We start from the raw sequence: 14,483 nt of genomic DNA, 5'->3' as shown, positions 1-14,483 counted from the left end.
GTGATCGCAGGGCCCGCGGAGTATGTTCGACCATCGCTGCTTACCCGACCTGAGAGAGGTATTCGCTGTAGAACAAGCCCAGACCGACCGCCGCCGCGATTCCGGCGAGCAGCCAGAACCGGATGATGACCGTCGTCTCCGCCCATTTGCTCAGCTCGAAATGGTGATGGAACGGCGCCATCTTGAACAACCGGTTGCGGGTGGTCCGGAACACCGCCACCTGCAACACCACCGACACGGTCTCGGCGACGAACAGCGCGCCGATCACGACCATGAGCAGTTCGGTGCGGGTGGTGATCGACAATCCGGCGAGCAGGCCACCGAGGGCCAGCGAACCGGTATCGCCCATGAAGATCTTGGCGGGTGCCGCATTCCACCACAGGAATCCGACACACGCCGCAGCGCCGGCCGCACACACCAGCGCCAGATCCAGCGGATCGCGCACGTTGTAACAGCCGGCCTCGGCCTTGAATTCGCAGGCGTGGTAGTACTGCCAGAACGTGATGATCACGTAGGCGCCCAGCACGAGGCTCATCGATCCCGCGGCCAGCCCGTCCAGGCCGTCGGTGAGATTCACCGCGTTCGACCACGCGACCACGACCAGGCAGACGAACGCCAGGAAGATGATCACGCTCATCGAGACGGTGTTGATCTCGCGCACGTACGACAGGTGCCGGCTGGCGGGGGTCCGCCCGCCCGCGCCGCGGAACTGCAGCGCGAGCACCCCGAAGATCACCGCCGAACCGAGCTGGCCGATGTACTTACCGGCCGCGGTCAGGCCCAGATTGCGCTGCTTGCGCAGTTTGATGAAGTCGTCGATGAAGCCGACCACGCCCAGCGCGGTAGCCAGGCCGAGGACCAGCAGGCCCGAGACCGACGGCCCGTCGGCGTGATAGCCGATGCCGATCAGATGCGAGCCCAGATATCCGGCCCACATGCCGATGAGGATCGCGACACCGCCCATGGTCGGGGTGCCGCGCTTGGCCTGATGACTCTCGGGGCCGTCGATACGGATCTCCTGGCCGAATCCGCGCCGCGCGAACATGCGGATCAGCAGCGGCGTCAGCAGGATCGATACCGCCAGCGCGATCCCCGCCGCGAACAGAATCTGCCTCATCCAGCTGCCTCCGTGCCCTGCTCACCCGATGCGAGCACGTGTTGCGCCACCGCCCACAGACCGGCGGAGTTCGACGCCTTGACCAGCACCACATCACCGGCCGCGATCTCGTTGTCCAGCAGGGCGATCGCGGATTCGATATCGGGTACGAGGATGGATTCCTCGCCCCACGAGCCTTCCATGACCGCACCCTGGTGCAGCGCGCGGGCCGGGCGCCCGGTGCCGACCACGATCAGCCGGTCGACGTCCAGCCGCACCGCGAGCCGGCCGATGCTGTCGTGTTCGACGACCGATTCCTCGCCCAGTTCCGCCATTTCGCCCAGGACCGCCCAGCTGCGCCGGCCGCGCGGCGCGGCCGGCGTACCGCCGGCGCGCGACATCGACACCAGCGCCTTGAGAGCGGCGCGCATGGAATCCGGATTGGCGTTGTAGGAGTCGTCGACGACGGTGACCCCATCGGGCCGGGTCCGCACATCCATCCGGTGCGCCGAATCGACTGTCGCACCGGCCAGAGCACGGGCCACGGTGTCGAGATCCGCACCGCATTCGAGCGCTACGGCGGCCGCGGCCAGCGCGTTCGAGATCTGGTGTTCGCCGTACACCGCCAGATGCACCTCGGCGTGAGAACCATTGGCGTGCAAGGTGAATCGCGCCCGCGCGTCGGAGTCGAGCACGATGTCGGCGGCCCGCACATCGGCACCGGACGCCTGACCGAAGGTCACCACGCGGGCCCGCGTCCGGGCGGCCATCGCCGCCACCCGCGGGTCGTCGGCGTTGAGCACCGCGACGCCGGTCGGCGGAAGCGCTTCCACCAGTTCGCCTTTGGCCTGCGCGATGGCGTCGCGGCCGCCGAACTCACCCAGGTGCGCGGTGCCGACGTTGAGAACCACACCGATCCGCGGGGGCGCGATATCGGTGAGCGCCTTGATATGGCCCGGGCCGCGTGCGGACAGTTCCAGCACCAGGAAGCGGGAGTCGGCTCCCGCGCGCAGCGCCGTCCACGGATGGCCCAGTTCGTTGTTGAACGATCCGGGCGGGGCGACCACGGCACCCAGCGGCGCGAGCACACGCGCCAGCAGGTCCTTGGTGGAGGTCTTCCCGGCCGAACCGGTCACCCCGACCACGTTCAGGCCGGCCGCGGCCAGCCGGTCCACGCTCGCGCGCGCCAGTTTGGCCAGCGCCGCCAGCACGGCGGCGCCGGAGCCGTCGGTGTCGTGCGCCAGCACGTAGGAGCGGTTCGCCGCCGCGTCGGCCGCGGGGGCGAACGGTTCGACCACGATCGCCGGCACGCCGACCGGACGCGCCGCCAGCACCGCCACCGCCCCGGAGGCCACGGCCTTGCCGGCGTAGTCGTGCCCGTCGACGTGCTCGCCCGGCAGCGCCAGGAACAGGTCGCCGGAATTGATTCGGCGGGAATCGAATTCGACCGCACCGGTCACCGTCACCGCGGGATCGCTCACGTCGTGCAGCGTGCCGCCGACGATCTCGGCGATCTCCCGCAGAGTCATTTCGATCATGAAACCGTCAGGTCTTTCGTTTTACGTTCCAGGGCCTGTCCCAGCACCTCACGGTCGTCGAACGGATACTTCACACCCGCAATCTCCTGCCCGGTCTCGTGTCCCTTACCTGCCACCAGCACCACATCCCCCGGCCGTGCCCAATCCACGGCCGCGGCGATGGCGGCGGCCCGATCGCCGATCTCGCGCACCTCACCGCGCTCGGCCTCGGCGATACCCAGCGCGCCCGCACGGATCGCGGCGCGGATCTCGGCCGGATCCTCGGTGCGCGGATTGTCGTCGGTGATGACCAGCAGTTCCGCGCCGCGCGCCGCGGTGGCGCCCATCAGCGGCCGCTTACCGGCGTCGCGGTCGCCACCGGCGCCCACGACCACGGCCAGGCGGCCACCGGTGTCGCGCAGATGCCGGCGCAGCGTCGCGATCACCGATTCCACCGCGGCCGGCTTGTGCGCGTAGTCGACGAGGGCGAGGAAATCCTGCCCCGCGTTCACCCGCTGCATCCGGCCGGGCACATCCACCTCGCCCAGTGCCGCGGCCGCCACCGCCGCGTCGACACCCGCCGCGGCGCACACCGCGATCGCGAGCAGGCCGTTGGCGATGTTGTAGCGCCCGGGCAGTCGCAGCCGGGCCGGAATCTCACCGTCCGGGCCGACCGCGGTGAACTGCTGCCCGCCGTCGGCCAACGCGGCGGCGCCGGTCACCGTCCATTCCGGTTCGGTCTCCCCGGTCGGGCAGTCCGTGGTCGCCACGGTGACGACCCGGGCACGCCCGCTCGCCTCCCGCGCCAGCCGCCGGCCCCAGGCGTCGTCCACGCAGATCACGCAGGTATCGGCCGCGACCTGCCGCTGCGGCGACCCCGGATCCGGGACGAACAACCGGCGCTTGGCGGCGAAATAGTCCTCGAAATCGGCGTGGAAGTCCAGGTGGTCCTGCGACAGGTTCGTGAACGCGCCGACGGAGAAGTGCACACCGTCCACGCGGCCCAGCGCCAGCGCGTGGCTGGACACCTCCATCACCACGGCCTGCACACCCTGTTCCACCATCAACGCGAACATCGCGTGCAGTTGCGGAGCCTCCGGCGTGGTCAGCGCGCTGGGCACCCGGCGGTACTCGACGGCGCCGCTCGTCCCGGCAGCGCCCTCTTCCGGGTTCGCATCGACGCGCCGCGCGATCCGCGTCTCGATCGTGCCGATCAGGGCGGTCGACAGGCCGGCCGCGGTCAGTGCGGCCTCCACCAGATAGGAGGTGGTGGTCTTGCCCGATGTGCCGGTGATGCCGATGACCTGCAGTTGTCGCGACGGATGACCATAGATCGCCGCCGACAGTTCACCCAGCACCGCACGCGGGTCGTCGTGCACGAGGACCGGCACATCCAGTTCGCCGATCAGTTCGGCACCGGCCGCGTCGGTGAACACCGCGACCGCGCCGCGTGCCACGGCATCGGCGGCGAAGCGGGCGCCGTGGGCCTTGGCACCGGCCAGACCGGCGAACAGATCACCGGGCTGGACGGCGTTCGAGCGCTGTTCGATGCCGGTGATCTCGATCCCGGCCGGGTCGCCGGAGTTCAGCCGCGCACCGGTCAGTTCGGCAACGGCCTGCACCGGCGTCGGCAACGCAACGGCGGGGCGAAGCACCTGCGGGCTGGGCTGCACGGGCACCAGGCTCCTTTCGTGGGCGCACATCTGTGCATCGGGTCGAGATTCGGGGTCGGGGAGTCAGGTTACCTGTGGGCGATCGGCGGCCACGCAGCGTGGCCGCCTCGCGCGCACCGGCTCCCCGGCCTCACCGCGCCCGCACCCGCCCGTGCGGCGGGCCGCACACGGACACCCACGCTCCCGAAACCGGACATTCAGCCGCACACACCACTACATCGCCTGGAGCACAAGCTGTTTCGGCGGCACGGTCGACGGCGGAACGCGATCGCGCTGCAGCGCCCAGGAGGCGATGCTGTGGAACAGCGGCGCCGCCGACTGCCCACCGCTGCCGTCTGTGCTGCGCACGGGTGCGTTCAACATGATGCCGATGACGTAGCGCGGATTGTCGGCCGGGGCGATTCCGGCGAAGGTGATCCAATAACGGTCGGCGGAATAGCACTGGCATTTGTCGTCGATCTGCTGCGCGGTTCCGGTCTTCCCGGCGATCTGATAGCCCTCGACCGCCGCGGGAGCGCCCGTGCCCTGCTGGTATCCCATCGGATCGCGCTGCACCACGGCCTGGAACATCTGCCGCAGCGTACTCGCGGTCTGCGGGCTCACCACCCGCACGCCGTCCGGCTGCGGTTCGCTGCTGCGGTGCCCGTCGGGACCGATCACATCCTTGACGATGCGCGGCGGGATCCGCACCCCATCGTTGGCGATGGCCTGGTACATCCCGGTCATCTGCAGTAGGGTCATCGAAAGACCCTGCCCGATGGGCAGATTCGCGAATGTCGAACCGGACCACTGGTCGCGCGGCGGCACGATGCCACCACTTTCACCCGGCAGCCCGACACCGGTGCGCTGTCCCAGCCCGAAACGCTTGACCATATCCGCGAAGCGATCCTCGCCTACCCGCTGGGCGAGCATCAGCGTGCCCACGTTCGACGACTTACCGAAGATGCCGGTGGTGGTGTAGGGCATGACGCCGTGCGACCACGCGTCGTGGACGACGACCCCGCCCATGTGGATCTCCCCCGGGACCTGATGAACCTCGTCCGGGTTGGTCAGGCCGTATTCGATGGAAGCCGCCGCGGTGATGATCTTGTTCACCGAACCGGGCTCGTAGGCATTGGTCACCGACGGATTGCCGATATCGGCCGAGGCCCAGAACTTCGGATCCTGCGCCGGATTGAAGGTGTTGTCGTTGGCCATGGCCAGCACCTGGCCGGTGTGGGCGTCCAGCACCACCGCCGAGGCGTCCTGGGCGCCGGATTTGTCCTTGGCCTCCTGCACCTGCTGCTGCACGTAGTACTGCAGGTCGGAATCGAGGGTCAGTTCGACATTGGAGCCGTTGACCGCGGGCACCTTGTCGCGCTCGCTGCCGGGGATGACCGCCCCGTCGGAGCCGCGATCGTAGGTGTGCGAACCGTCGGTGCCGGCCAGCGTCGCGTCCATCGACGCCTCGAGTCCCACCTGGCCGTGCCCGTCCCAGCCGGTCGCGCCCACCACATTGGCCGCCAGCGCGCCGCCCGGATAGACCGGTGTGTCCTGACGTTCGGTCCCCACCTCGGGGAACTTCTCGGTGATCTCGTCGGCGACCCGGGAGTCGACGTTGTAGGCCAGGTAGGTGAACTGGTCGTCGCTGCGCAGTTTGGCGAGCAGCTCCGCTTCCGGGGGCGCGTCCTTGCCCAGCTTCTCGTGAATCGTCTTGGCGATCGCTTCCAGCCGTTTGTCGACCTCGGGCGCCTTGTCGCTCTTCGCCCGTGCGTCGGCCAGATCCTTGCGCACGGCGATCGGCCGGAAGCTGAGCTTCTTCGTCACGACGGTGAACGCGAGCGCGCGGCCGTCGCGATCGAGGATGGCGCCGCGTTGCGCCCAGTCGGTCTGATGCACCGTGCGCTGGCTCGCCGCCTCGGCCGACAGATTGGGCGCGGAAAATGTTTGCAGCCACAGCAATTGCATCGCGACGACGAGCAGTGCCACCAGCATCAGGACCCGTCCGACTCCGAACCGCAGCCGCGTGGAGGCATCCGCGGGCGAGCCCGCCCGCGGCCGGGGAGCGCGACGCGGCCGGGCGGGTGTGGATCGCATACCCGCCCGGCCGCGTCCGGTGGCACCCCCGCCGGTTCTGCCTCCACCGCGGCCGGTCATCGATCGGCCCCCTCGGGTGCCGCCTGGACCACCGGCTGGGTGCCGGCCGGCTGCGCGGCGGGTGCGACGGGTGCGGGCGGAGCTGTCTGTGCCGCCGGTTGCGTCCCGGCGGGCGCGACCGGAGCTGCCTGCGCCGCGGGCTCCGGCTCGGCGGCCGGTGCGGCCGGAGCCGCCTGGGCCGCCGGTTGCGTACCGGCCGGTGGTGCGGCCGGCGCTGCCGGTGCGGCCTGCACCGGCGCGGGCACCTGCGGCGGCTGGGCCGGCGGTTGCGGCGCGGTGGTGGTCGGGGCCTGGTTCTGCTGGGCCGGACCGGGAGCGGGAGCCGGCGTGGTGGTCACCGGGACCAGCCGTTCGCCCTGAGCCTGAGCGAGTTTCGGCGGCAGCGCCCCCGGTTTGGCGGGAGTCGTGTTGAGCGGCGGCACCGGCGCACCCTCGGCCGGTGTCTCCTTACCGATCACCGTGACCGAACCGTCGGGCGCCACGAGCAGGCGGGCGGGATCCTTGGCCGGGATCATGCCCAGTTCGCGCGCGCGGTTGGCCAGTTCGGGCGCCGAGTCGGCGGCCTCGACCTCGCGCTGCAGGGCCGCGCGCTCGTCGAGCAGCTGCCGGTTGATGCGGCGGGCGTCGCTGAGCTGATAGCTGTCCTCGGCGGCATGCGTGGTCAACACCAGGGTCGCGAGCAGACCGCAGCCGAGCAGGGCCAGGATCGCCGCCACGAACGGCAGCCGCCCGGCCATCATCGACCCGGCGCGCCCGGGTAGCGGCGGAAGTACGCGCTCGCCCGCCCGATTGCGCCGACGCGCATACGCGCGTTGGGCCGCACCGGATTTCACGCGGTCGGCGCTGTGCGCTCGCCGCGGCGCGGACCGCTGCGTCCGCTGTGGTGCGTCCACCCGTGTCCGCACGCTCATATTCCTGCCTCCCCTACCGATTTCCTCTGGGACTGCCCGTCGTAGTGCTGCCGCACCGGCAATACCCCCGTAGCCGGATCGCTGTCACCCGGCCGCCTGTATTCGCTCCGCGGCCCGCATACGCACCGGCGCCGCGCGTGGGTTCTCCTCGATCTCCGTTTCGCTCGCCTTCTCCGCGCCCCTGGTCAGAATCGCGAATTCCGGTCCCATACCGGGCAATTCGACGGGCAGGTCCAATGGTGTGCGCGAGGCCGAGGCCTGCGCGAAGATCTGTTTGACGACCTTGTCCTCCAGCGACTGGTAGGACATGACGACGATCCGCCCGCCGACCTCCAGCGCGGCCAGAGCCGCCGGCACCGCGGCCTCCAGCGACTCGAGTTCGCGATTGACCTCGATCCGCAAAGCCTGGAAGGTGCGTTTGGCCGGGTGCCCGCCGGTACGCCGGGTCGCCGCCGGGATCGCGTCGTAGAGCAGCTCCACCAGTTGCGCACTGGTCGTGAACGGCCGCTGCGCGCGCCGGCGGAGGATCTCGCTCGCGATCCGGCCCGCAAAGCGTTCCTCGCCATAGGTTTTCAGGATCCGGGCCAGGTCGCCGTGGCTGTAGGTGTTGAGCACATCGGCCGCGGTGAGGTCGGCGGTCGGATCCATCCGCATGTCCAGCGGAGCGTCCACCGAATAGGCGAATCCCCGCTCGGCCTCGTCGAGTTGCATCGAGGACACACCGAGGTCCATCAGCACCGCGCGCACCGAACCGCGTTCCGGCAGCCCGGCCTGCCGCAGCGCGCCGGGCAGGCCGTCATATCTGGTGTGCACCAGCGTGATTCGGTCGGCGAAGGGCTCGAGCCGCTCGCCGGCCAGGCGCAGCGCCTCGGTATCACGGTCCAGCCCGATCAGGTGGATCGCGGGATAGGTCCGCAGAAAATGTTCGGCATGCCCGCCCAAACCGAGCGTGGCGTCGACCAGGACACCGCCGGATTCCAATGCGGGGCCGAGGATTTCGTCGGCACGACGCAAGAGGACCGGAACATGGCGGGGGCGGTCGCTGTCATGATTCACCTCGACCTCCCGGATCCTGGCTCACGGTGCTTGCGACGGGTGGATGGCCTAACGAGTGGACAGCCAATGCCCCGGGGTCTCTGACCGAACACGGCACCTGGCGTTGGGGAAGTACGTCAGGGTCCGTGCCGGGCAGAGGCCGCAGGGCACTCGCCTGTCTCGGATCAGAAAATTCCGCCCAGCGACTCGTCTCCTGCCAGCGAGTAGTCCTCCTCGTGCTCGGCGAGGTAGGAATCCCACGCCTGTTTGTCCCAGATCTCGAGGAAATCGACCGAGCCGATCACCACGCAGTCCTTGGACAGGTTCGCGTAGCGGCGATGTTCGGCCGACAACGTGATCCGGCCCTGCCCATCGGGACGTTGTTCGTCCGTGGACGCCGCCAAGGCACGAACGAAAGCCCTTGCCTGCGGGTTGCTTCGGGACGCCGCCGCGGCTCGCCGCGCCAGGGCGGTGAACTCTTCTTTGGGATAGACGGCAAGGCTGTGGTCCTGACCTTTCGTGACCATCAACCCTCCCGCCAGCTCGTCGCGAAACTTCGCAGGCAACGTCAGTCGCCCTTTGTCGTCCAGCCGAGGCGTGTAGGTACCGAGAAACACAGTCTCGACACCTCCCGCTCGATCACCTCGTCTGATCGGCTCTTATCAGTGCGCGCTCCACATTACCCCACTTTCCCCCACTTTCAATCGAAAGCCGCGGTGATCTCGGTCCCCGGTTCGGGGATCCAGCAGGTCAGCTCAGCTATCACCGCGGTGGGGAGATTTCGTCGAGTTCCCCCGACACGCGCCGCCGGCGGGGCGGGCCGCCCGACAACCATCAGCAAACCCGCAGCTGGGAGCCGCCCCGGCACGCGGTGGGTGAGAGTGGGGGCCGGGCGTGGGGCAAGGTGGGGAAATGCGGGGGCGACGAATCCGGCGCAGCGTGAACGCGATCCGGATCACTCCGCGAAAAGAAAACGACACGCCGCACATCACGGCGTGTCGTTCGAGGTTGTTCCGTTGTCGGCTACTTGGTACCGGGCACGGCAATCATCGCGCAACCACATTCGATCGCTCGCCGCCGCCTCGGGGCGCGAGCGGAGGCTCAGCTGTCCTGTTCGAAGCGGCGCCTGAACCGATCTTCCATGCGAGCGGAGAAGCCACCGGCCTTGCGTTGCTTACTCTTTGCCGCACGGCCGGGAATACCACCGGGGCCGGAGGAGGCGTCGTCGCCGCCTCGGCCGCTCTTGGTCATACCCGAGCCGCCCAGCAACAACAACACACCCGCGCCGAACATCACGATGAAGCCGAGCAGGCTGATGATGGGGAATCCGCCAGGCTTGACGGGCAGGGCGATTCCCGCGATGAGAAGAACGAGGCCGAGGACGAAGAGCGCGGCCGCCTGAAGTCTGCGTCTTCCGGTGGCAGAGCGAAGCCGACCACCACGCACGGTCGAGGCGAATTTAGGGTCCTCAGCATAGAGCGCGCTCTCGATCTGTTCGAGCATGCGCTGCTCGTGCTCGGAGAGTGGCACGGTACCTCCCCCGGCACTAGGTCCTGGTTGTCGCCTCCGGGTAGACGACAAGTAGCCGACCTTGGCGGCTACTGCCACCAATGATACGAGTTCGATCAGTGCACTACCACCTACTCGCCGATGTTCACGCCGTGCCGTCGGTGAGCCAGCCCGGCGCGGGACGCAACCGGGCCGCGGTAATCGCCAGCGCATCCTCCACATCGCGCAGGAATGCCTCCACCCGCGAGGCGAACTCGTCGGCCTGGGTATCGCTGATCGCGCGGTCCAGTCCGGCCTCGAGCGCCGCCCTGGTTTCGGAGAAGGAACTGAAGTAGTCCGACCACATGACGAATTCCGGAGCGGCCTGTTGCATCAGCACCCACGCGTTGCGGGAGCGAGCCCGCGGCGCCCGGTCGGCTCCGGTCGCGGCCAGCACCGCCCCGGCGCCGCGCAGGGCCGCCAGATACGCGCTGCGCAGCCGCTCGCTCGGGTCGGGTTCGGCCCAGGCCTGCTGCACCATCGTGTCCGCCCGGTCGAGCAGACCGCCCGCCCGGCCGGCACGTCGCGGATCGTCCATCCGACCAGCCATCTCGACACCTCCACATTTCGCATACCGGGCCCGGTCGACCGCGCCGAACCGAACAGGTATTCGAACGTTTCAATTGAATGTGAATATAGAGACGACCACCGACAGACTTTCGCGCCGAACGAGAGCCGCGCACCCTGGATGGGGACCCCGCACCCCGTCCGACCCCGCATCCGACGTCCGCCCCAGACCCCAGACACCTTCGACAGACAGAGACGGCCCCGAAGATATGGCTCCCCGCACATGACCGCCGTCAGGCCCCGCCACACCCCCGCGCCCGTCGTCGTCGACCTCTCGGCCGCGATGTTGCGCCACCGGTTGAACGACGCCCTCGCCGTGTACGTCGCGGCGATGGACTATCCACGCGGCACCGAACATCACCGCGCCCCGATGTGGGCCGAGCACACCACCCGGCCGGGCTGGCAGGCCGTCGCCGCGGTGGTCCCCGACGACAGCGGCCAGGTCGACCTGCGCACCGCGCCGATCGTCGCGATCGCCTACGGATATCGCGGTGCGCCGCACCAGTGGTGGCATCAGCAGGTGCACACCGGAATGCGCCGCTCGGGCTGGCCGGAGCAGACCGCGCGCGCTCTGCTGTCGGACTATTTCGAACTGACCGAATTGCACGTCCATCCGTCCGCCCAGGGTCGCGGCATCGGCGAGACCCTGTTGGTGCGGCTGCTCGAGCAGCGCACGGAGGCGGCGGTACTGCTGTCCACACCGGAGGTCGACCGCGAGGCCAACCGCGCCTGGCGGCTGTATCGCCGGCAGGGATTCACCGATGTGGTCCGGCATTTCGTCTTCTCCGGCGATACCCGGCGCTTCGCAGTACTCGGCCGCCGGCTACCGCTGCGGACGCCCGAGCAGTGACGACGCTGATCCTCGGCTCCGGCCACAACGCACTGGTCGCGGCCTGCTATCTGGCACGGGCGGGGCATCCGGTGGAGGTTCTCGAGCGCGACGAGGTGCTCGGTGGCGCGGTGTCGACGGTCGAGCGCTTCCCTGGGCATCTCGTGGACCGCGGTTCCTCGGCGCACATCATGATCCGCCACACCGGCATCATCGAGGAACTCGAGCTGGAGAAGTTCGGGCTGCGCTACATCGACTGCGATCCTTGGGCTTTCGCGCCCGCGCCGGCGGGTTCCGGCGCCGAGCCGATCGTCTTCCACCGCGATGTCGACCGCACCTGCGCCTCGATCGAACGGGCCTGCGGCGCCCGCGACGCCGAGGCCTACCGGCGGTTCGTCCGCACCTGGGGGCCCCGGGCCCAGCGGGTGATGCGGGCGTTCGGCGGCGCGCCGACGCCGGGCCGGTTCCTGCGCGCGTTCTGGGGCCTGGACGCCCGGGGCGGCGGCAGCGCGCTGTCGCGGGAATTCCTGCAGTCCGGAGACGCCCTGCTGGACAGCTGGTTCGACGACGAGCGATTGAAGGCGGCGCTGGCTTGGTTCGGCGCGCAGTCCGGGCCGCCGATGTCGGAACCCGGCACCGCGCCGATGGCCGGTTTCGCCGCATTGATGCACACGTTGCCGCCCGGCCGCGCGGTCGGTGGCAGCGGCGCGCTCACCACGGCACTCGTGGCGCGGTTGCGCGCCGACGGCGGAACCGTCTGCGCCGGTGACGAGGTGACCGAGCTGCGCCGCTCCGGCGACGGCTGGCGGGTGCGCACGGCAGGCGGCCGCGACCTGTTCGCCCGCACCGTGATTTCCGGCACACACGTGCTCACCACCCTGGAGTTGTTGCGGCGCGGCGGATTCGACGACACCGTCCTCGCCGACTGGCGGCGCCGCATCCGGGTCGGGCCCGGTATCGGCATGGTGGTGCGGGCCGCCACCACCGCACTTCCGGCGTATCCGGGCGCCGAACAACAGGTGTCGACCCGCGGACTGCAACTGCTGGTGTCCGATCGACGGCAGTTGCGCCTGGCCCACGCCGCCGCGCTGGCCGGGGAACTGCCGCCGCGTCCGGTGGTGCTGGCGATGAGCTTCAGCGCCCTCGACCCCACGATCGCGCCACCCGGCGAACATCAGCTGTCGCTGTGGGCGCAGTGGCATCCACACCGGCTCGCCGACGGCAGCGACTGGCACGCGCACGGTGAGCGCGAAGCCGACCGCATCATCGCCGAAGTCGATTCCTACGCACCGGGTTTCGCAGCTTCGGTGCGGCAGCGGTACGTGCAGACCCCCGCCGATCTGGAGAGCGAACTGGGGCTGATCGGCGGCAACGTCATGCATGTCGAGATGTCGCTGGATCAGATGTTCTTCTGGCGGCCCATTCCGGAATTGTCCGGACAGAAGGTGCCGGGTGCGCCCGGGCTGTTTCTGACCGGGGCCTCCACCCATCCCGGCGGTGGGGTGTCGGGAGCCAGCGGGCGTACCGCGGCGGGTCTGGTGCTGCGCTCGCTGCGTCGCGGCCGTTTCGCGCGGCGATGACGGCGCGGCAGTGGCCGGCGGTGACCGCCGTGGCCTGGGTCGCGGCGCAGATCGCCTATCCCCTCACCGACGGCTCCGCGCGTGATCGGGTGACGGTCCTGATCGTCGCGCTGTCGGCGGCCACCGCGCTGCTGCACGCCTGGGTGGCCCGGGGCATCGGCTGGGCGGCCGGGTATGCGGTGATCGTCGGCGGCGTCGGCGCGGTCGCCGAAATGATCGGTACCGCACGCGGTTTCCCGTTCGACTGCTATCACTACGCGCATGGCCGGATCGGGCCCGACCTCGCCCAGGTGCCACTGGTCGTGCCGGTGGCCTGGGTCGGCGGCCTCTATCCGATCTGGGTGGCGACCGGGCTGCTGTGCCGCCGCACCGTCACCCGCATCCTGGCGACCGCGGTGGGCGCGGTGGGCTGGGATCTCTACCTCGATCCGCAGATGGTGGCCGACGGGCAGTGGACCTGGTGTTCGGCCCATCCGGGCCTGCCCGGAATCGGCGATATCCCGTATACGAACTACCTGGGCTGGTTCGCGGTCGGCGCCCTGATGGCGACCCTGCTCGCGGCACTCGAACGCCGCTGCGCCCCGCGTGGCGCCGGACCCGCGGTACCGATCGCGGTGCTGCTGTGGACCTGGTTCGGATCGGCGCTGGCCCATGCGGTGTTCCTGGATCTGCCCGCATCCGCGGGGTACGGCCTGATCGGCCTCGGAGTGGTGGCCGTACCCACGGCGGTGTGGGTCCTGCGGGAGGCTCGACACCGCGACCGGCTGCCCGCGCCGCCGTAAACGCCCGTCGCGTGCCGACGATCACAGCGGCTCATGGCACGATGTGTGCCGTGCAGCCGAGTCCGACACCATCGATGCCAGAGTCGACCCACACGCCGCGGCGAACCCGGCGTCGTCGCCTCTGGTCCGTAGCCTTGCTGGCGCTGCTGCTGGCACCGTTGCTGACCGGCTGCCTGCGGGTCCAGGTGTCGATGGGCGTGTCCTCGAACGACCGCGTGTCCGGGCACCTGGTGGCCGCGGTGATCCCGGCCAACGACAAGGACAAGGGCCCCGAGCTGAAGGCGCCGGAGACGCTGGCCGCGAAGATCCGGGTGGAGCCCTACAGCCAGGACGGCTACGTCGGCAGTCAGGTCTACTTCGACGACCTGACCTTCGGCGAGGTGCAGCAGCTGGGCGCGCTGTCGGATCAGACGCAGGGCATGTTCAACCTGCAGTTCATCCGCACCGGCGACAAGGTGACGCTCACCGGCCGGGTCGACCTGAAATCCGTTCCGCCGCAAGGTTCCGACGTGCAGTTCACCGTCGCGTTCCCGGCCCGGGTGGGAACCACCAACGGCACCCGCCAGGGCGATTCGACGGTCTCGTGGAAGCTTCCGGCCGGCGATGTGAGCACCGTGAAGGCCGAGGTCAGCTACGCCGATCCGAACACCCGTTCATTCGCCGGCTGGGCCGGAATCGTCGGCGGCATCACCCTCGCGGTGGCCGCCATGGTCGCGGTGCTGGCGTATCTGAATCGCAACCCCACGCCGCCGTGGCGTCCGCGGGTGAAACAGGACGCCTGAGCCGGACCACGATGGGCGCCGCGAGCA

13 protein-coding genes are annotated in these 14,483 nt (G+C 69.7%); 4 read left to right on the top strand and 9 right to left on the bottom strand.

The features are described from left to right. Positions 1–40 precede the first annotated feature (40 nt). The 9 genes from mraY to C8258_RS15650 all read right to left on the bottom strand — a co-directional run bounded on the left by mraY (position 41) and on the right by C8258_RS15650 (position 10,466). Positions 41–1,117: a phospho-N-acetylmuramoyl-pentapeptide-transferase gene (mraY, locus tag C8258_RS15690; protein ID WP_062966230.1), complete on the bottom strand. Its 1,077-nt coding sequence runs from the start codon at positions 1,115–1,117 to the stop codon at positions 41–43. Beyond that, positions 1,114–2,634 carry a UDP-N-acetylmuramoyl-tripeptide--D-alanyl-D-alanine ligase gene (murF, locus tag C8258_RS15685; RefSeq protein ID WP_106955803.1) on the bottom strand — a complete coding sequence of 507 codons (1,521 nt, stop codon included), beginning with the start codon at positions 2,632–2,634 and terminating at the stop codon, positions 1,114–1,116. The genes mraY and murF overlap by 4 nt, the downstream gene beginning before the upstream one ends. Beyond that, positions 2,631–4,316: a UDP-N-acetylmuramoyl-L-alanyl-D-glutamate--2,6-diaminopimelate ligase gene (locus C8258_RS15680; protein WP_106955802.1), complete on the bottom strand. Its 1,686-nt coding sequence runs from the start codon at positions 4,314–4,316 to the stop codon at positions 2,631–2,633. Before C8258_RS15680 ends, murF begins: the two co-directional genes overlap by 4 nt. A gap of 183 nt (positions 4,317–4,499) precedes the next feature. Continuing rightward, on the bottom strand, positions 4,500–6,362 hold the full coding sequence (locus C8258_RS15675) for a penicillin-binding protein 2 (RefSeq protein ID WP_158271262.1): 1,863 nt from the start codon (positions 6,360–6,362) through the stop codon (positions 4,500–4,502). A gap of 56 nt (positions 6,363–6,418) precedes the next feature. After that, complete coding sequence (locus C8258_RS33215; RefSeq protein ID WP_233225111.1) at positions 6,419–7,333, bottom strand: hypothetical protein; 915 nt, start codon at positions 7,331–7,333, stop codon at positions 6,419–6,421. An 84-nt stretch (positions 7,334–7,417) separates the two neighbouring features. Next, positions 7,418–8,389, bottom strand: coding sequence for a 16S rRNA (cytosine(1402)-N(4))-methyltransferase RsmH (rsmH, locus tag C8258_RS15665; RefSeq protein WP_039777399.1), 972 nt, complete (start codon positions 8,387–8,389; stop codon positions 7,418–7,420). Positions 8,390–8,553: 164 nt separating this feature from the next. After that, entirely contained in the window at positions 8,554–8,985 is a 432-nt protein-coding gene (gene mraZ / locus C8258_RS15660) for a division/cell wall cluster transcriptional repressor MraZ (RefSeq protein WP_030514722.1), read from the bottom strand. A 484-nt stretch (positions 8,986–9,469) separates the two neighbouring features. Further along, on the bottom strand, positions 9,470–9,898 hold the full coding sequence (locus C8258_RS15655) for a DUF3040 domain-containing protein (RefSeq protein WP_106955800.1): 429 nt from the start codon (positions 9,896–9,898) through the stop codon (positions 9,470–9,472). Positions 9,899–10,022: 124 nt separating this feature from the next. Then, positions 10,023–10,466, bottom strand: coding sequence for an SAV_6107 family HEPN domain-containing protein (locus tag C8258_RS15650; protein ID WP_232329463.1), 444 nt, complete (start codon positions 10,464–10,466; stop codon positions 10,023–10,025). Positions 10,467–10,706: 240 nt separating this feature from the next. Between C8258_RS15650 and C8258_RS15645 the strand changes: the two genes are divergently transcribed. The 4 genes from C8258_RS15645 (at position 10,707) to C8258_RS15630 (ending at position 14,456) form a co-directional block, all read left to right on the top strand. After that, complete coding sequence (locus C8258_RS15645; RefSeq protein WP_106955799.1) at positions 10,707–11,333, top strand: N-acetyltransferase; 627 nt, start codon at positions 10,707–10,709, stop codon at positions 11,331–11,333. Next, on the top strand, positions 11,330–12,892 hold the full coding sequence (locus C8258_RS15640; RefSeq protein ID WP_106955798.1) for an NAD(P)/FAD-dependent oxidoreductase: 1,563 nt from the start codon (positions 11,330–11,332) through the stop codon (positions 12,890–12,892). The genes C8258_RS15645 and C8258_RS15640 overlap by 4 nt, the downstream gene beginning before the upstream one ends. Further along, positions 12,889–13,674, top strand: a complete 786-nt coding sequence (locus C8258_RS15635; protein ID WP_106955797.1) for a carotenoid biosynthesis protein — start codon at positions 12,889–12,891, stop codon at positions 13,672–13,674. The genes C8258_RS15640 and C8258_RS15635 overlap by 4 nt, the downstream gene beginning before the upstream one ends. 74 nt (positions 13,675–13,748) lie before the next feature. After that, positions 13,749–14,456, top strand: a complete 708-nt coding sequence (locus C8258_RS15630) for a DUF3153 domain-containing protein (protein ID WP_106955796.1) — start codon at positions 13,749–13,751, stop codon at positions 14,454–14,456. Positions 14,457–14,483 lie beyond the last annotated feature (27 nt).

The sequence above is a fragment of the Nocardia sp. MDA0666 genome (genome assembly GCF_003023875.1).
GTDB lineage: Bacteria > Actinomycetota > Actinomycetes > Mycobacteriales > Mycobacteriaceae > Nocardia > Nocardia aobensis.
The sequence above is the reverse complement of the archived record's forward strand: the minus strand, read 5'-3'. Positions and strand labels throughout refer to the sequence as shown.